This is a genomic window from Actinomadura rupiterrae (assembly GCF_024172125.1).
Taxonomy (GTDB): domain Bacteria; phylum Actinomycetota; class Actinomycetes; order Streptosporangiales; family Streptosporangiaceae; genus Spirillospora; species Spirillospora rupiterrae.
In genome coordinates this window covers 1-19,155 of the sequence record NZ_JAMZEA010000011.1, presented here as the reverse complement: position 1 = coordinate 19,155, position 19,155 = coordinate 1, and the positions used below count along the sequence as shown (strand labels likewise).

At 69.0% G+C, this 19,155-nt stretch carries 7 protein-coding genes and 3 pseudogenes; all 10 read right to left on the bottom strand.

The window, feature by feature from the left end; all coding sequences use genetic code 11:
- Positions 1-67: 67 nt before the first annotated feature.
- A complete protein-coding gene (locus tag FHU30_RS33885; RefSeq protein WP_301324070.1) occupies positions 68-10,657 on the bottom strand; it encodes a type I polyketide synthase in 10,590 nt (3,529 codons plus the stop codon).
- 13 nt (positions 10,658-10,670) lie between these two features.
- Positions 10,671-10,730 (bottom strand): annotated as a pseudogene (locus FHU30_RS47795) (hypothetical protein); the annotation flags it as partial.
- Between the two features lie 89 nt (positions 10,731-10,819).
- A complete protein-coding gene (locus FHU30_RS33880) occupies positions 10,820-11,770 on the bottom strand; it encodes a beta-ketoacyl synthase N-terminal-like domain-containing protein (protein WP_253881608.1) in 951 nt (316 codons plus the stop codon).
- A gap of 12 nt (positions 11,771-11,782) precedes the next feature.
- Entirely contained in the window at positions 11,783-12,556 is a 774-nt protein-coding gene (locus FHU30_RS33875; protein WP_253881606.1) for a phosphopantetheine-binding protein, read from the bottom strand.
- Positions 12,557-12,580: 24 nt separating this feature from the next.
- Positions 12,581-12,655: pseudogene (locus tag FHU30_RS47790) on the bottom strand (KR domain-containing protein); the annotation flags it as partial.
- Between the two features lie 25 nt (positions 12,656-12,680).
- Positions 12,681-12,809: pseudogene (locus FHU30_RS47785) on the bottom strand (hypothetical protein); the annotation flags it as partial.
- Positions 12,806-13,102 (bottom strand): KR domain-containing protein, encoded by a 297-nt coding sequence (locus FHU30_RS47780; RefSeq protein ID WP_372504017.1) that lies wholly within the window; start codon positions 13,100-13,102, stop codon positions 12,806-12,808. The pseudogene FHU30_RS47785 and the gene FHU30_RS47780, both read right to left, overlap by 4 nt.
- 167 nt (positions 13,103-13,269) lie before the next feature.
- On the bottom strand, positions 13,270-13,476 hold the full coding sequence (locus FHU30_RS33870; RefSeq protein WP_253881605.1) for a zinc-binding dehydrogenase: 207 nt from the start codon (positions 13,474-13,476) through the stop codon (positions 13,270-13,272).
- Positions 13,477-13,504: 28 nt separating this feature from the next.
- A complete protein-coding gene (locus FHU30_RS47360) occupies positions 13,505-14,524 on the bottom strand; it encodes a SpnB-like Rossmann fold domain-containing protein (RefSeq protein WP_253881604.1) in 1,020 nt (339 codons plus the stop codon).
- The gene (locus FHU30_RS33860; RefSeq protein ID WP_308211458.1) at positions 14,440-19,152 is read right to left on the bottom strand and encodes a type I polyketide synthase; all 4,713 of its coding nucleotides are present in this window, start codon (positions 19,150-19,152) and stop codon (positions 14,440-14,442) included. The genes FHU30_RS47360 and FHU30_RS33860 overlap by 85 nt, the downstream gene beginning before the upstream one ends.
- Positions 19,153-19,155: the final 3 nt, after the last annotated feature.

The following is a 19,155-nucleotide window of genomic DNA, read 5'->3' as shown; positions in this document are numbered from 1 at the left end:
CCCGGGGTCTGTGCTCGCTTCGCGGCGGTCCGTGCTCACTTCGCTGGTCATGTCGCTCCTCGGCAGGTCAGCGGTGCCCGCGGTCGTCGGCGTTCCTGAGTTCCCAGGCGGCGGTGAGCTCCTCGATCCAGGCATGGACCAGCCCGGCGGTGCGATCGGCCTTCTCCGCCATCATTCCGAAGTGGTCGGCGTCGATATGCCTGAGTTCCTGGGCGGGTTCCCAGGGCTCGGCGAAGCAGGGCTCCGGCTCCCCGCCGGCCGACTCGGCGGCGGGTGTGAAGAAGTAAGGGTCGGCGCAGCGCACGAAGAGCGTCGGAGCGGCCGGGGATTCGCGGGCGATCTCCGGGAGCAGCGAGCACCAGGAGACCATCGCGGTCAGCCGCTCGCCGTCGAAGCGTCCCAGCAGGTCCTCGAACTCCAGGATGCCGGTGATCAGCTGGTCCAATGGCACGCCCCAGTCGTCCGGCTCCGCCCGGAAGCTGTCGAGCATGATCAGCCCCGCCGGGCGGCGCGCCCCCGAGGTCTCAAGGCGCCGGGCCACGGCGCGCGCGAGGACGCCGCCCGAGGAGTGGCCGATCAGGACGAACGGCCGCTCGTCCACGGCCCGCAGCACGCCGTCCGCGAGGCTCCCCACGGCATGCTCGGCCGAGGCGGGCAGCCGCTCCCCCGGTCGGAAACCCGCCAGCGGCACGGCCGCCACCTGCCGCCGGTCGCTCAGGCTCCGGGCCATCCGGGCGTAGAGGCCGGGGCCGCTCATCGCCGTCGGCGCCGCGATGCAGACGAGCTGCACGGGCGCGTCGCCCTCCGCCAGCCGCACCGGCGGCGGCGCGTCGGCGGGGTCCTCGAACGTCGGGCGCAGCGTCGCCGCCAGGGACAGCAGCCCCCACGCCCGGTGCACCTCGCCGGCGCTCACAGCGCCGTGGAAGAGATCGCCGAGATGGTCGGCGGCCTTGTCGCCGGTCCGGCCGGCCTCCTGGCCGCCGCGGTCGAGCTCGGCGTCGATGTGCGCGGCGAGGTCGGCCGGGGTGTTGTGGTCGAGCACGGACATCGAGGTCAGGCCGAGGCCGGTGGCCTGGTTCAACGCGTTGCGGAAGGTGACCGTCCCGAGGGAGTCGAAGCCGAGTTCGAGGAACGGCCGTCCCGGGTCGATCTCGCCGGGGTCGGCATGGCCGAGGACCGCCGCCGCGTGCCCGAGGACGAGGTCCAGCAGCACCTTCCGGCGGGCGTCTGGTGCCAGGCCGACCAGCCGGTGCCGCAGATCCCGCCGGGTGACTCCGGGCTCGGCGGCCGTGGCGGCGGCCGTGGCGGTGGCCGCGACGACGGCCGCGACGACGGCCGTTCGGCGGACGGGCAGGAGCGGCGCCAGCATCGGCGGGACGGGCGCTCCTGCAACGGCGATGGCCTCGACGTCCAGGCGGGCGGGCACAGGGTTCGGGTGGCCGGTGGCCAGGGACGCGTCCAGCAGCGCCAGGCCCTCCGCCTCGGCCAGTGGCACCAGGCCGCCGCGCCGCATCCTGGCCTGGTCGGCGCCGTTCAGCCCTGCGGTCATGCCGCTGGGCGCGGCCCACAGCCCCCACGCCAGGGACGCTGCGGGCATGCCCTGGGCGCGGCGGTGGTGGGCGAGCGCGTCGAGGAAGGCGTTGGCGGCGGCATAGGCGGCCTGGCCCGGCGAGCCCACGACTCCGGCGATCGAGGAGAACATGACGAACAGGTCCGGCTCGTCCGGGGCGGTCTCCAAGTGCAGGTTCCAGGCGGCCCTCGCCTTCGCGGCCAGGACGGACCGGACCCGGTCCGCGCTGAGGCCGGTGAGCACGCCGTCGCCCAGCACCCCGGCGGCGTGGACGACTCCGCCGATGCGGCCGCCGTCCGCGTGGACCGCGCCGACCAGGGCGCGCAGCGCGTCCCGGTCGCCGACGTCGCAGGCCGCCAGCCGCACCCGCGCGCCCGCCCCGGCCAACTCGGCGACGAGGTCGTCCGCGCCGTCCGCCTCCGGGCCCCGGCGGCTGACCAGCACCAGCTCCCGGACGCCCCACTCCCGCACCGCGTGCCGCGCCACCAGCGCGCCGAGCCCTCCGGTGCCGCCGCTGATCAGCAACGCTCCGTCCGGGGCCGGGGGACGCTGACGCTGCCCGGTGGACGCCGGGACTGCGCTCGCCAGGGAGCGGAGCCGAGGCACCCGAACCTGGCCGACGCGGACGACGCACTGGGGCTCGCCGAGCGCGACAGCTTTGAGGACGACCTGTGTCGGAGTGTCCTGGTCGTCGAGGTCGATCAGGGTGATCCGGCCCGGGTTCTCGGCCTGCGCGGAGCGCACCAGTCCCCACACGGCTGCGGCGGCGAGGTCGCCCGCCGCCCCGTCTTCTGAGGGCACCGCGTTGCGGGTGAGGATCACCAGGTGGTCCTGATCCTCTGCCGCGGCCAGCCACCACTGAAGCGCGTCGAGGACCCGGCACACCAGGCCGTCGACAACGTCCGGCACGTCGCTCTGCGCGGCATCCGGGTCGCCCTGCGCGGCGCCGTCGCAGTACAGGAGTGTCGTCCCGGCGGGGTGGTCTCCGCCGGCCTCCGCCAACGTCAGGACGGTGACGTCCTCGGGTCGGGCGTTCGCACCCTCGCCGGCAGTCTCCGCAGGGCTCCAGGTGAGGTGGTGAAGCCAGCCGGTAGCGGACGGTACCCGGCGCAGACGGGCCGGATCGACCTGGCGGGTCAGCAGCGAACCGGCGGTCAGCACCGGCTGACCGGCGGGATCGACCACCGAGACGCTGAGAGCGTCCTCGCCCTCGGGAGCCAGCCGGGCCCGGACGACTCCGGCACCGGTTGCGTGCAGGGTCACGTCGTTCCAGCAATACGGGAGCGCTACTCGACCGGAGCCTGAAGCTTGGAGCACGTCGGCCACGAGGGCGCCGTGCAGCACCGCGTCGAGCAGCGCCGGATGCAGTCCGAACCGGGACGCGTCGCCGTGCGCGGGCTCGGGCAGGGCCGCCTCTACGAACAGCTCTTCGCCGCGCCGCCAGACGGCCGTCAAGCCCTGGAAGGCCGGTCCGTACTCGTATCCACGTTCTGCGAGCCGCTCGTACAGGTCCGCGGTGTCGAGCCGCTCCGCGTCCGGCGGCGGCCAGGCCCCCTCACCGGCCTCGCGCGCGAGCGCGGCGGTCGCTGCGGTTGCGGTTGCGGTGTCGGGTGTGGTTGCGGTGGCGGCGAGCGTGCCTTCTGCGTGCAGGACCCAGCCCTGCTCCTCGTCGGTGTCGGGCCTGGAATGGATCTCCACCCGCCATTCGCCGGAGTCCCCGGCCTCGTCCGGCAGGGGTGTGACCCTGACGTGCAGGCGGGTGGCGTGATCCCGGGTGAGCGAAAGCGGGGTGTGCAGGATCAGCTCGCGCAAGTGGCTCGCGCCGACCTGGTCCCCGGCGCGGATCGCGGCCTCGACGAACCCGGTGCCGGGAAAGATGACCTGGTCCTGGACGGCGTGGTCGGCGAGCCAGGTGTCGATGCCCATCGAAAGCCGTCCGGTCAGGACGACGCCACCGCCGTCGCCGTCGCCAGGGAGCTCGACGGCGGCGGCGAGCAGGGGATGGGCGACCGCCGAGAGGCCTGCACCGCTGACGTCAAGGTCGTTCGGGTTGTGCGCCCAGTAGCGGCGGTGGTCGAAGGCGTAGGTGGGCAGGTCGGTCCAGGTGGCGCCGGTGCCGTCGAACACCTGCTTCCAGTCCAAATCGACGCCGGCGACGAACGCCTGCGCCAGACCGGTCAGCAGGGTCCGGGGCTCGTCCTGGCCCTTGCGAAGCGTGGGGACCACGAGCGGATCCGGCTGCGGACTGCCCGAGGCGGACAGCGCGGGCGGATTTTGGGTGATGAGGCTGGTCAGGGCCGTGCCAGGGCCGAGTTCCAGGAACCGGGACGCGCCTTGCGTGTGCAGGAATGCGATGCTGTCGGCGAACCGGACCGGTTGGCGAACATGCCGCACCCAATAGTCGGGAGTGCCGTACTCCTCATCAGCGACGGTCCCGGTCAGGTTGGACACCAACGCGATCTCGGCCGGACGCGGTGTGACGGACTCGGCGACCTCCCTGAACTGGGCCAGCATCGGATCCATCAGGGGTGAATGAAAGGCATGCGACACCTGCAACCGTGTCGCCTTACGGCCCTGTCCCTTGCACCACTCCACCACTTGCTCAACCTGGTTGGCTGCGCCTGATACGACGATCGAGCCGGGGGCGTTGACCGCCGCGATCCCAACGTCTGTCAGTCCCTGCGAGGTCAGGAACTCCTGGAGGTGCTCCTCGTCGGTCTGCACCGCCGCCATCGCGCCACCGGCCGGAAGGGCCTGCATCAACCGGCCACGCGCCGCGACCAACCGCGCCGCATCCGCAAGCGACAACACCCCGGCCACGTGCGCCGCCGCGATCTCGCCGACCGAGTGCCCCAACACAAAGTCCGGACGGAGGCCCCATGCCTCGACCAAGCGGAACAGCGCCACTTCAACCGCGAACAGGCCCGCCTGCGTGAACAACGTCTGATTCAGCAGGTCCGCATCCTCGCCCCACAGCACCTCCTGCAGCGGAACCGCGACGGCATCGCCCAGGCAGGACTCCAACTCGGCTATGACCTGGTCGAACGCCTCAGCGAACACCTCGTAGGCCTCATACAGGCCACGTCCCATGCCGAGCCACTGCGAACCCTGACCTGGGAAAACCGCCACCGTCCCGCCAGCGCGCACAACGCCTGACACCGCAGGACCGGCGAGTTCGTCAGCGGGCTTCTCAGCCACAGACCGCAAACCCGCCAGCAGCTCCTGGCCGTCCTCACCCAGCACCACCGCACGGTGATCGAACACTGAACGGCCCGACACCAACGACCAACCCACATCGGCAAGGGCGGCAACATCGTCAGCAACGTCCAGACCCCGACCGGCCGCATAATCCAGAAGCTTGCGCGCCTGACCCGACAGTGCACGGGACGATTTGGCCGAGAGGACCCACGGGATAACCGGCGGCTTGGCGCCTGGGGTTTCTTCCTGGGCAACGGCCGCAGAACCGGGCGGCTCCTCGATGATGACGTGGGCGTTGGTGCCACTGATCCCGAACGACGAAACCGCCGCACGACGAACATGGTCGGCTGGCCAGGGCTGAGCGTCGGTCAGCAATTGGACGTGGCCGGCGTCCCAATCGACGTGGGAACTGGGTTCGTCGGCGTGCAGGGTTGCGGGCAGGGTGTCGTGGTGCAGGGCCTGCACCATCTTGATCACCCCTGCGACCCCTGCAGCGGCCTGGGCATGACCCATGTTCGACTTCAACGAGCCCAACCACAGGGGTGGACCGTCCTGCGGACGCTGGCCGTAGGTCGCCAGCAGCGCCTGCGCCTCGATCGGATCGCCGAGGGTGGTTCCGGTGCCGTGGGCTTCCACGACATCGACGTCCTCAACACCCAGACCCGCGCTGGCCAGGGCTTGCCGGATCACTCGCTGCTGCGACGGGCCATTCGGCGCGGTCAATCCGTTGCTCGCACCGTCCTGGTTAACTGCCGAGCCACGCACCACCGCCAGCACGCGATGGCCAAGGCGACGCGCCTCGGAGAGGCGTTCGACCACGACGACACCGACACCCTCGGCCCAGGCGGTCCCATCGGCATTCTCGCCGAAGGACTTGCAGCGACCATCTGGCGCCAGGCCACGCTGCCGCGAAAACTCCACGAACATCTCTGACGAGGCCATCACCGTCACACCACCGGCGACGGCAAGTTCGGATTCACCCGAACGGACCGACTGGCACGCGAGGTGCAACGCCACCAGCGACGAGGAGCACGCTGTGTCGACCGTCACGGCTGGGCCCTCCAGGCCCAGCACGTAGGAAACCCGGCCCGATGCAACGCTCGCCGTCGTTCCTGTGAGCCGGAAGCCTTCGAGTTCGGCACCGCCCATGTACCCCTGGGAGATCATGCCCGCGAAGACTCCGGTGGAGCTGCCGCGGAGCCCGGCCGGGTCAATCCCAGCGCGCTCGAATGCCTCCCACACCGCCTCCAGCAGCAAACGCTGCTGCGGATCCATGCCCATGGCCTCACGCGGACTGATGCCGAAGAAGCCCGCGTCGAACTCCGTAGCGCCCTCTACGAATCCGCCCCACCGGGTGTAGGACTTGCCCGGCACGCCAGGCTCGGGATCGAAGATCCCCGCCACGTCCCAGCCGCGATCATCAGGGAACTCCGAGATCACGTCGCGGCCTTCAGCGACCAGATCCCACAAGCCTTCCGGCGACACCACGCCGCCTGGGAAACGGCAACTCATCCCCACGATCGCCACCGGCTCATCGTCCATGGCCGCCCGTCCGGCCACGACCGAGGTCGCGGACGCCACCGGAGCATCGTCCACCACTTCGGACAGCAGGAAGCGCGCGAGCAGTTCAGGAGTCGGGTAGTCGAAAGTCATCGTCGACGGCAACCGCACACCTGCCGCAGCCGACAACCGATTACGGAACTCCACCGCACCTAGGGAGTCAAAGCCCAGATCCTGAAATGCTTGACCTGGATCGATCTCCGCCCCACCCGCGTGGCCCAACACCGCCGCTGCATGGCTCCGCACCAGATCCAGCACCACCGGCATGCGGCGATCGGCATCCAGGCCCGCCAGCCGAGCCCGCAACGAATCCCCGCCTGCTCCCTCTGCCTGGGAGGCCACCGCGCGTCGTGTGGGCGCCAGCCCAGCCAACATCGGCGGCAGCGTTACTGCGGACTGCATTGAAGCGGCATCGAATCGGGCCGGAACGGGTGCCGGATGGTCGCTGGCGAGGGCTGCGTCCAGGAGCTCCAGGCTTTGGTCGGTGGTGAGTGGGAGGAGACCGCCGCGTTGCAGTCGGGCTTGGTCGGTGGTGTCCAGGTGTGAGGTCATGCCGCTGGCGGACGCCCACAACCCCCACGCCAGCGATGCCGCAGGGAGTCCTTGCGTGCGGCGGTGCCAGGCGAGCGCGTCCAGGAAGGTGTTGGCTGCCGCGTAGCTGGCTTGGCCTGCCGAGCCGAGGACGCCGGCGATCGAGGAGAACATGACGAACAGGCCGGGCTCGTCCTCCAAGGTCTCCATGTGCAAGTTCCACGCGGCCTGCGCTTTGGCCTCCAGGACGCGGCGCACGCGTTCGGGCGTCAGGCCGGTCACCACACCGTCATCCAGCACACCGGCCGCGTGGACGATGCCCGCAACCCGGCCACCGCTGGCACGGATGCCAGCGATCAGGTCGTGCACAGCCGCGCGGTCACTCACATCACAAGTCACCGCGCATGCCTGTGCTCCGAGGTTCCTCAACTCGGCCAGCACATCCTCGATGCCTTCGGCCTCGGGGCCGCGACGGCTGACCAGCACCACATCACGAACGCCCCAGCGCTCGACCGCATGCCGGGCCACCAGCACACCCAGACCACCCGTGCCACCCGTGATGATCAGAGAGCCGGTCGAGACCGATGCACCACCCTTTGCCTCGTGGGCCGGGCCAGTGAGGCGACGAAGACGCGGCGCCCAGACATGCCCATCGCGGAGCGCGCACTGGGGTTCATCAAGGGATGCGGCCGCCAGGACGGCGGGAATCGGGGTGTCCCAGTCGGGCACGTCCACAAGGCTGATCCGGCCCGGGTTCTCGCTCTGTGCCGAACGCACCAGGCCCCATACCGCTGCGCCTGCCAGGTCACGAACTTCGTCCTGCTCCCGACCCACCGCACCCGACGTCACCACGATCAGCCGGGCATCCTCGTCGCTGCGCGCCAGCCACCGCTGGACCGCGCTCAGGACGCCGGACACCAGGCCATCGAGATGACCTGGGACATCCTGCGGATCGTCGGAACCTGCGGCTGTGCGGCAGCAGAGCACAACGGTCGAAGGAACCTGGTCGGGCAGTTCGATGGAGGGACCGTCCTGATCCACTGGGACGACCAGGACGTCCTCTCGGCTCTCGCCGTCGTCCGTACTGGCAGCCGATGTCGGCAGACTGTCGATGTCGGACCATGTGAGCCGGTACAGCGAGTCGGTTCTTGAGGTCGCCTGCTTCAACCGGGCGGGATCGACCTGCCTTGTCAGCAGTGATTCGGCGGTCAGAACCGGCTGTCCGGACGGATCGACGACCGTGACGCTCAGGCCGTCTGGACCTTCGGGCGCCAGCCGGGCCCGGACGGTTGCCGCGCCGGACGCATGCAGCGCCACCTGGTTCCAGCAGAACGGCAACGCCACCCGGCCGCCGGCCGCCACTCCGAGCACGTCCGTCACCAGGCCCGCGTGTAGTACCGAGTCCAGAAGCGCCGGATGCATCCCGAAGCGAGGCGCCTCGGCTCGCACCGTCTCGGGCAGCACCGTTTCGACGAACACTTCGGACCCGCGCCGCCACACTCCCTTCAGCCCTTGGAACGCCGGACCGTACTCATAGCCCCGTTCCGCCAGCCGGTCGTACACATCGGTGATGTCCACCGCCTCTGCACTCGGTGGAGGCCAAGCGCCACCTGCGCCCCAGCCGCCGACCTCGATCTCGGCCCCTGCCTCGCCTCTGCCAAGGCCGCTGGACAGGACGCCTTCGGCATGCAGACTCCAGGGCTGGTCCTCCTGGCCGTCCGGACGCGAGTAGATGACGACCCGCCAGTCGCCCGGTGTGGGATCTGAGCCCTGAGAGCCGTCCGAGAGCGGCGTGAGCATGACGTGCAGCCGGGTGGCGTGCTCCTTGGTGAGCAGCAGCGGATTGTGCAGAGTCAGCTCGCTCAGATGACCCGCACCGACCTGGTCCCCGGCGCGGATCGCAGCCTCAACGAACCCGGTTCCGGGGAACAGCACCTGTCCCAGGACGGCATGGTCGGCCAGCCACGCGTTCTCCCCGATCGACAGGCGTCCAGTGAGGACGACGCCACCGCCGTCAGGGAGCTCGACCGCCGCCCCTAGGAGCGGGTGCTCTACCGCCGACTGCCCCACGCCACTCACGTCATGGCCGCTGCGGCCGTTCAGCCAGTAATGCCGGTGATCGAAGGCGTAGGTCGGGAGATCGGTCCAGGCGGCACAGGTGCCTTCAAAGATCTGCTTCCAGTCCACCTCGACGCCGGCGACGAAGGCCTGCGCGACCGAGGTGAGGAACTGATCCAGGCCGCCACGGTCGCGGCGCAGCGACCCCACCGCCACCACCGGCCCATCGTCAAACGACTCGGCAGTGTCGTGAACCGACGACATCAAGGAGGGGTGCGGGGTCGCCTCGACGAAGACCCGGAACCCATCAGCCAGCAACGCCCGGGACGCGTCCTCAAACCGCACCCGCTGCCGCAGGTTCTCAAACCAGTAGGACCCATCCAGCTCAGCGGTGTCGATCCGGCCACCGGTCACGGTCGAATAGAACGCCGTCGATACCGATCGGGGGCGTATCCCCTGCAACGCCTGAAGGATCGGCTCGCGCAGCGGCTCCATCTGGGAGCAATGACTGGCGTAGTCCACCGCCAACCGACGCGCCCGAACCCCCTCACCCTCACACCAGTCGACGAATTCTGCGACCGGGTCGGCGTCACCGGACACCACCACCGACGACGGCCCATTCACCGCCGCGACCTCCAACCGGCCATCCCACCGGGTCAGCCAGTCAGTGACCTGGTCGACCGAGGCCGACACCGCCGCCATTCCACCTTGGCCAGCGACCCCAGCGAGGACTTGGGACCGCAGCACTACGACCCGCGCGGCGTCTTGCAGGCTCAGCGCGCCCGCTACACACGCAGCCGCGATCTCCCCCTGGGAATGCCCCACGACCGCATCGGGCTCGACACCCATCCACTTCCACAGCCGGGCCAGCGACACCATCACCGCAAACAGCACCGGCTGAACCACATCCACCCGGTTCACGTCACCTGCGCGCGGACCGCTGCCACGCAACGTCTCGGTCAAGAACCAATCGACCAGATCACCGAACGCCTCTTCACACTCGCTGATCGAGGCCGCGAACACCGGGGAGGACTCCAGCAACTCCCGGCCCATGCCCAACCACTGCGAACCCTGACCCCCGAAGACCAGAACCCGACCACCCAGCGGCCCAGCACCCGACCCCGTCACCACACCCGGATGCTCCGCACCGGAAACCAGGCTCTGCAGACCCTCGACCAAGCCCTCGGCAGCCCCGGCCAACACCACCGCACGGTGATCGAACACCGAACGACCCGACACCAACGACCAACCGACATCGGCGATCTGCGATCGCGAACTGCCGGAAGCGTCGAGACTCTTGACCGCGGGGTGCTCCAGAAGTTTGCGCGCCTGACCCGACAAGGCCCGCGCAGATTTGGCCGACAACACCCACGGCACCACTGGCAACCCCACGTCGGGCTTCGCAGAGTCATCCGAGGGCGCCGGACTGCTCAGAGGAGGCGGGTCTTCGAGGATGACGTGGGCGTTCGTGCCGCTGATCCCAAAGGCGGAGATCGCGGCGCGGCGGGTATGGTCGGCCGGCCAGGGTTGGGCTTCCGTCAGCAATTGAACGTGGCCTGCATCCCAGTCGACGTGGGAGCTGGGCTCGCTGGCGTGCAGGGTCGCGGGCAGGGTGTCGTGGTGCATGGCCTGCACCATCTTGATCACACCGGCAATACCCGCAGCGGCCTGGGCATGCCCCATGTTCGACTTCAACGACCCCAGCCACAACGGCGGAACCGTCCTGCGGACGCTGGCCATAGGTCGCCAACAGCGCCTGCGCCTCGATCGGATCGCCGAGGGTGGTTCCGGTGCCAGTGGGCTTCCACGACATCGACATCCTCAACGCCCAGACCCGCGCTGGCCAGGGCTTGTCGGATCACCCGCTTGCTGCGAAGGGACCATTCGGCGCGGTCAATCCCGTTACTCGCGCCGTCCTGGTTGATCGCCGAACCGCGCTACCACCGCCAGCACGCGATGGACCCAAGCGACGCGGCCATCTGACAGACGCTCTACCAACACCACGCCCAACGCCTTCAGCCCAGGCCGGTTCCAGTCCGCGCCTTCTCGCTGAAGGACTTGCAGCCGGCCGTCCTGGCGCCAGGCCCACGCTGGCGTGAGAACTTCCACGAACATTCCGGTGTTCGCCATCACCGTCACACCCCCGGCGACCGCCAGCTTCACACTCGCCGGACCGCACCTGACTGGCACGCCAGGTGCAAGCGCCACCAGCGATGAGGAGCACGCCGTGTCGACCGTCACGGCCGGGCCCTCCAGGCCCAGCACGTAGGAAACCCGGCCCGACGCCACGCTCGTCGTCGAGCCCGTCAGTCCGTAGCCCTCCACTTCTGGCGCGGTCACGCCCGTGCCGCCGACGCCTGCCCCGCCGCCATAGCCCTGTGCGATCAGTCCGGCGAAGACCCCGGTAGAGCTGCCGCGAAGGCCGGCCGGATCGATGCCGGCGCGCTCGAACGCCTCCCACACCGCCTCCAGCAGCAACCGCTGCTGCGGATCCATGCCTAGGGCCTCACGCGGACTGATCCCGAAGAACCCCGCATCGAACTCCCCCGCACCATCGAGGAACCCACCCCACCGGGTGTATGACCTTCCGGGCGTGCCCGGCACCGGATCGAAGACGCCTGTGACATCCCAGCCTCGGTCGCCGGGGAACTCCGACATCACGTCCCGGCCCTCGGCGACGACTTCCCAGAGCCCCTCGGGCGACACGACACCGCCGGGGAAACGGCAACTCATCCCAACGATCGCAATGGGTTCCGAGTCGCCCTGCTCAAGTTCGGTGATACGCCGGCGAGCCTCGCGCAGATCAACGGTCATGCGCTTCAGGTACTGGACGTACTTATCTTCGTTCGCCATCTAAGACGCCCCTTAGTTGGTTCGGAAGTCATAGCCGGCTTCCCTATCGATGATAGAGAAAAGTTCATCTTCTTCGGCCGACTCGATATCGATATTGGAATCCGGGTGAGCATCGGGCTTGCTGTCCCATTTGGTCACGATCGCTCGCAGGCGGGTGACGAGCCTCTTCCGCTCCGCCTCGTCCGCAGTCGCGATGGACAGGAGGGATTCCAGATTGTCGAAGACGGACTTTGCCGAGTGCCCCGCAGTGGAGCCGTTCTCATCCGCGCCGCCGGTGATGTCGGCGTGGATGTGGGCGGCAAGGACTTGGGGGGTGGGGTAGTCGTAGGTGATGCTGCTGGGAAGGCGGACACCTGCCGCGGTGGACAACCGGTTGCGGAATTCGACCGCTCCGAGGGAGTCGAATCCCAACTCCTGGAAGGCCTGCTGCGGATGAATATCGCGAGAATTACCGTGACCAAGGATCGCGGCCGCATGCGCCCGGATCAGATCCAGGATCACTGCTAGCTGCTGTTCGGAGGCCAGACCCGCCAGCCTGCTCTGCAGACCGCCCTGGCTCTCCACCACCTGGGAGGCCACCGCGCGGCGTGTGGGCGCCAGCCCGGCCAGCATCGGCGGCGCGGTGTCAGCGCGCAGGGCGGCGGTGTCGATCCGGGCTGGGACGGGTGCGGGGTCGGTGCTGGCGAGGGCTGCGTCCAAGAGCTGCAGGCCTTGGTCGGTGGTGAGCGGGAGCAGTCCGCCCCGCTGCAGGCGAGCCTGGTCGCTGTCAGCCAGGTGGGAGGTCATGCCGCTGGGCGAGGCCCATAGGCCCCAGGCCAGTGACGTTGCGGGGAGGCCTTGGGCGCGGCGGTGCCGGGCGAGTACGTCCAGGAAGGTGTTGGCTGCCGCGTAGCCTGGCTTGGCCTGCCGAACCGAGGACGCCGGCGATCGAGGAGAACATCACGAACAGACCCGGTTCAGTCCTCCAGGGTCTCCACGTGCAGGTTCCACGCGCCTGCGCTTTAGCCGCCAGGACGCGGCGCACGCGTTCAGGCGTCAGACCCGGTCACCACACCGTCGTCCAGGACACCGGCAGCGTGGACCACGCCCGCGACCCGACCGCCGTCGGCTACGGATGCCATCGATCAGGTCGTGCACAGCCGCGCGATCGCTGACATCGCAGGCCGCCACTCGAACTCGGGCGCCGGCCTCCTCCAGCTCCGCGATCACCTCGCCGATGCCTTCGGCCTCGGGGACCACGGACGGACTGACCAGCACCAGATCCCGCATGCCCCAGCGCTGCACCGCGTGGCGGGCCACCACCACACCCAGACCACCCGTGCCACCCGTGATGACCGAGGCAACCTGGGCGCATCACCGGGCGGGAAAGGTCAGCACGATCTTCCCGATGTGGCGGGCCTGGCTGAAGAACCGGAACGCCCGACGCGCCTCCCCCACACCCCACACCGACACCGGGAGCCGGACTGCACCTCACCCCTGCTCCAACAACCCGGCCGATCTCAGTCAGGAATCTCCTGCAGCCGTTCTGGATCGGCGTCCATCAGGATCGAAGGCGCGATACCAGACGCCCTGGATACTGCTCGGCGATCTGGTCCTGCATCGCGGATATCGGTCTTGCCCATCTCCAAGAACCGGCCGCCGCGCGGCAACAACCGCAACGACGCATCCACAAACTCCCCCGCCAGACAATCCAGCACCACATCCACGCCAGCACCACCGGTCAAGCGCAGGAAGTCAGCCCTCAAACGACGTCGACCGCGAATCAGCGATCTCCTCCGCAGCAAACCCCTGCCCCCGCAGAAATCCCACTTTACCGCGGCTGGCCGTGCCCAAGCACCCGCGCGCCCCAGGCCCGCGCCGAGCTGCACCGCAGCGCATCCCCACACCACCAGAAGCGGCATGGACCAACACCGTCTCCCCCGCAGACAGACCGCCCAGATCACGCAACCCATAAAAGGCGGTCGCGAACACCACCGGGACGCCTGCGGCCTCCACCAGACCCAGGCCTGCGGGAACCCGCACCAGCAACCGATGATCGGTAACCGATACCGGGCCGATCCCACCCCGGAACAGGCCCATCACCCGATCCCCGACCGACACGTTGTGCACGCCGGGGCCGGTCTCCACGACCACGCCCGAGCCCTCGCCACCGATCCTTACCTCCGAACCGGGGTACATGCCCAACGCCATCAACACGTCCCGGAAGTTCAGCCCGACTGCGGCCACAGCAACGCGGACCTCACCGGCGGCCAACTCGCCTGAGCCCTCACCGGCCACCAGACCCACGCCATCCAACGAACCCCCGCCATCCACCACGCCCAAAGCCCAGCCGTCGCTCTCACCCTTCAATTCACCGCCAACATACGAATCGGGGGAAGCTTCACCAGAAGCAGGGGAAAGAAGCGGGGCTGCCGCGGGAATGGGAAGGAGGTCGCTTTCAGACAGCTTCTGCAAGCGTGGCGCCCATATCTGTCCTCCGCGCAACGCCACCTGCGGCTCGCCTAGACCGGCTGCGTCGGCCACCGTCCGCGCCGATGCATCCCAGTCCGGTACGTCCACGAGCACGATCCGGTCCGGGTTCTCGCTCTGCGCCGAACGCACCAGACCCCACACCGCAGCAGCAGCCAGATCACTCACACCATTCGGTTCCCAGGCGACACCACCACGAGTCACCACCACCAGGCGACCCTCACCACCACGCTCCAACCACCACTGCACCACCCGCAGGACGCCACACACCAGGCCGTCCACCACGCCTGGCGAATCCTGCGCCGGCTCGACGGAGGTTTCGTCGTCGGGCGCTGCGCCGAAGTCGGACCGGCAGTACAGCAAGAGACTCGTTGGAGCACTCTCCGGCAGGTCACCGATCCGTCCCGGTCGACGGTGACCAGGGCGACCTCGTCACCGAGATCATCGGAGGGGCCCGCGCCGGCCTCAAGCATTTCGGAAACGGCATCGGCGGCGGCCAGTTCCATCTGCGTCCACGCAAGGTGGTAGAGCCAGTCGGCGCTCGACGACACCTGGCGCAGGCGGGCCGGGTCGATCTGGCGGGTCAGCAGCGAGCCGGCGGTCAACACCGGCTGCCCGGCAGCGTCCACCACCTCAATGCCCAGCTCGTCTGGACCTTGGGAAACCAGCCTGGCCCGGACGGTCGCCGCGCCAGTCGCATGCAGCGCCACGTGGTTCCAGCTGTACGGCAGCGCGACCCGCCCCTCAGCACCGGATCCCTCGATGACGTCGGTCAGCAGGGCGGCATGCAGCACCGAGTCCAGAAGTGCCGGATGCAGACCGAACCGAGACGCCTCACTGCGCGCCCTCTCGGGCAGGGCCGCCTCAACGAACACCTCCGAGCCGCGCCGCCACACACCGGCGAGCCCCTGGAAGACCGGACCATACTCATAGCCACGGCCTGACAGCCGTTCGTATGTGTCATCCATGTCCACTGCTTCCGCGCCCAGCGGAGGCCACGCCTTCGTCTCCCAGTCACTCGCCGCCGCGCGTGCGGTCGAGGGCTCGCTTTCCAGCGTGCCTTCGGCGTGAAGGGTCCACGTCTGGTCAGGCTGGCCTTCCGGCCGCGAGTAGATGGCCACTCGCCATTCGCCGTCGGTGGATGCCGTTCCGTCCGCAGCTTTCGTCGGCGGTGTCAGCATTACTTGCAGCTGGTTCGCCTGCTCCCTGGTCAACGGAAGCGGGGCATGCAGAACCAGCTCGCGAAGATGAGCGGCGCCGACGTGATCGCCGGCCAGGACCGCCACCTCAACGAAGCCGGTCCCGGGGAGCAGGACGTGTCCCAGGACGGCGTGGTCGGCCAACCACGCGTTCTCTCCCATCGACAGGCGTCCGGTGAGGACGACGCCGCCATCGGGCAGTTCCACTGCCGCGCCGAGGAGCGGATGCTCCACCGCCGACAGCCCGACCCCGTCAACGTCGTGGGCGGTGCGGGCGTTCAGCCAGTAATGCCTGTGGTCGAAGGCGTAGGTGGGAAGGTCGGTCCAGCTTGCGCCGGTGCCCTCGAAGATCTGTTTCCAGTCCACCTCGACGCCGGCGACGAAGGCCTGCGCGACCGAGGTGAGGAACTGATCCAGTCCGCCCCGGTCGCGGCGAAGCGACCCCACTGCCACCAGCGGCCCGGAGTCGGACGCCTCGGCGGTGTCGTGAATCGAAGTGACCAGCGACGGATGCGGAGTCGCCTCGATGAACACCCGGAATCCATCGGCCAGCAGTGCCCGGGACGCATCGTCAAACCGCACCTGGCGCCGCAGGTTCTCAAACCAGTAGGCCCCATCCAGCTGGGCGGTGTCGATACGACCGCCCGTCACCGTCGAATAGAACGCCGTCGACACCGATTGGGGGCTTATCCCCTGCAACGCGTCAAGGATCTGTTCCCGCAGCGGCTCCATCTGCGAGCAATGACTTGCGTAGTCCACCGCCAACCGACGCGCCCGGATGCCCTCGCCCTCGCACCAGTCGACGAACTCTGCGACCGGGTCGACGTCGCCGGACACCACCACCGACAACGGCCCGTTCACCGCCGCGACCTCCAACCGGCCATCCCACCCGGTCAGCCAATCGGTGACCTGCTCGACAGGGGCGGACACCGCCGCCATCCCACCCCTGCCAGCAACTTCAGCCAGAACCTGGGACCGCAGGACCACCACCCGGGCGGCGTCCGCCAGACTCAACGCACCCGCTACATACGCGGCGGCGATCTCCCCTTGCGAGTGCCCCACCACCGCATCGGGCTCGACACCCACCCACTTCCACAGCCGGGCCAGCGACACCATCACCGCAAACAGCACCGGCTGGACCACATCCACCCGGTCCACATCGCCCAGACCTGGACCGCTGCCACGCAGTGTGTCAGTCAAGGACCAATCGACCAAACCGCCGAAAACCTCTTCGCACTCGCTGATCGAAGCCGCGAACACCGGCGAGGACTCCAGCAGCTCCCGGCCCATCCCCAGCCACTGCGAACCCTGACCACCGAAGACCAGAACCCGCCCAGAACCCGCCACCCCAGCACCCGAACCGACAACGACACCGGGATGCTCCGCACCGGAAACCAGGCTCTGCAGACCCTCGACCAGCCCCTCACCAGCCCCGGCCAACACCACCGCACGGTGATCGAACACCGAACGACCCGACACCAACGACCAACCCACATCCAGAGCCGACCGCTGCGAACCGTCCAACCCGGCCGCAAAATCCACCAGCTTGCGCGCCTGACCCGACAGCGCACGGGGCGATTTGGCCGAGAGGACCCACGGGATAACCGGCGGCTTCGCGCCCGTGGCTTCTTCCTGGGCAACGGCCGCAGAACCGGGCGGCTCCTCGATGATGACGTGGGCGTTGGTGCCACTGATCCCGAACGACGAAACCGCCGCACGACGAACATGATCGGCCGGCCAGGGCTGAGCGTCGGTCAGCAATTGGACGTGGCCGGCGTCCCAATCCACGTGGGAACTGGGCTCGTCGGCATGCAGCGTTGCGGGCAGGGTGTCGTGGTGCAGGGCCTGCACCATCTTGATCACACCGGCAACGCCCGCAGCGGCCTGGGCATGACCCATGTTCGACTTCAACGAGCCCAACCACAGCGGCGGACCGTCCTGCGAACGCTGGCCATAGGTCGCCAACAGCGCCTGCGCCTCGATCGGATCCCCGAGGCTGGTCCCGGTGCCATGCGCCTCGACCACATCGACGTCCTCAATGCCCAGCCCAGAGTTCGCCAGGGCCTGGCGAATCACCCGCTGTTGAGAAGGACCATTCGGCGCCGTCAACCCGTTGCTCGCACCGTCCTGATTGACCGCCGAACCGCGCACCACCGCCAGCACACGATGACCAAGGCGGCGAGCTTCCGACAGACGCTCGACCACAACCACACCGACACCCTCGGCCCAGGCCGTCCCATCCGCGTCCTCACCGAACGACTTGCAGCGACCGTCCGGCGCCAGACCACGCTGCCGCGAGAACTCAACGAACATCCCCGGCGACGCCATCACCGTGACACCACCAGCAACGGCAAGTTCGGATTCGCCAGAACGGACCGACTGGCACGCCAGATGCAACGCCACCAACGACGAGGAACAGGCCGTGTCGATCGTCACCGCTGGGCCCTCCAAACCCAGCGCATACGACACCCGCCCCGACGCCACGCTTCCGGTGGTGCCGGTCAGCCCATAGCCTTCCGCACCGCTAACACCCACGCCGTTCACGCCTGACCCGAGACCGCCGCCGTAGCCTTGTGCGATCAGTCCGGCGAAGATTCCTGTGGAGCTGCCGCGGAGCCCGGCCGGGTCAATCCCAGCGCGCTCGAACGCCTCCCACACCGCCTCCAACAGCAAGCGCTGCTGCGGATCCATGCCCATGGCCTCACGCGGACTGATCCCGAAGAACCCCGCATCGAACTCGCCCGCAGCCTCAAGGAAACCGCCTCGACGCGTATACGACTTGCCCGGCGTGCCAGGCTCGGGATCGAAGATGGCCGTCACATCCCAGCCGCGGTCACCGGGGAACTCCGAAATCACATCGCGGCCCGCGGCAACGACTTCCCAGAGCCCCTCGGGCGACACGACACCGCCGGGAAAACGGCAGCTCATCCCCACGATCGCCACCGGTTCGTCGTCTGCGGCCGCCCGTCCGGCCACGACTGAGGTCGCGGACGCCACCGGAGCATCGTCGACCACTTCGGACAGCAGGAACCGCGCGAGCAGTTCAGGAGTCGGGTAGTCGAAGGTCATCGTCGACGGCAACCGCACTCCTGCCGCGGCCGACAACCGGTTACGGAACTCCACCGCCCCCAGAGAGTCAAAGCCCAGATCACGGAACGCCTGCCCCGGATCGATCTCCACGCCAGCCGCATGACCCAACACCGCCGCAGCATGGGCACGCACCAAATCCAGCACCACCGACAAGCGATGATCCGCATCCAGACCCGCCAGCCCAACCCGCAACGAGTCCGCGCCTGCGCTCTCTCCCTGGGAGGCCACTGCGCGTTGTGTGGGCGCCAGCCCAGCCAGCATCGGTGGCGCGGTGTCGGCGCGCAGGGCAGTGGTGTCGATCCGGGCTGGGACGGGTGCGGGGTCGGTGCTGGCGAGGGCTGCGTCCAGGAGCTGCAGGCCTTGGTCGGTGGTGAGTGGGAGGAGACCACCGCGCTGCAGGCGGGCCTGGTCGCTGTCGCCCAAGTGGGAGGTCATGCCGCTCGGCGAGGCCCATAGACCCCAGGCCAGTGAGGTTGCGGGGAGTCCTTGGGCGCGGCGGTGCCGGGCGAGCGCGTCCAGGAAGGTGTTGGCTGCCGCGTAGCCGGCTTGGCCTGCCGAACCCAGGACGCCGGCGATCGAGGAGAACAAAACGAACAGGCCCGGTTCGTCCTCCAGGGTCTCCACGTG

Excerpts from the sequence above, each read along its gene's own strand:
- FHU30_RS33880 (WP_253881608.1), bottom strand. The coding sequence starts at position 11,770 with ATGGCGAACGAAGATAAGTACGTCCAGTACCTGAAGCGCATGACCGTT.
- FHU30_RS33875 (WP_253881606.1), bottom strand. The coding sequence starts at position 12,556 with ATGACCTCCCACCTGGCTGACAGCGACCAGGCTCGCCTGCAGCGGGGC.
- FHU30_RS33885 (WP_301324070.1), bottom strand. The coding sequence starts at position 10,657 with ATGGCCAGCGTCCGCAGGACGGTTCCGCCGTTGTGGCTGGGGTCGTTG.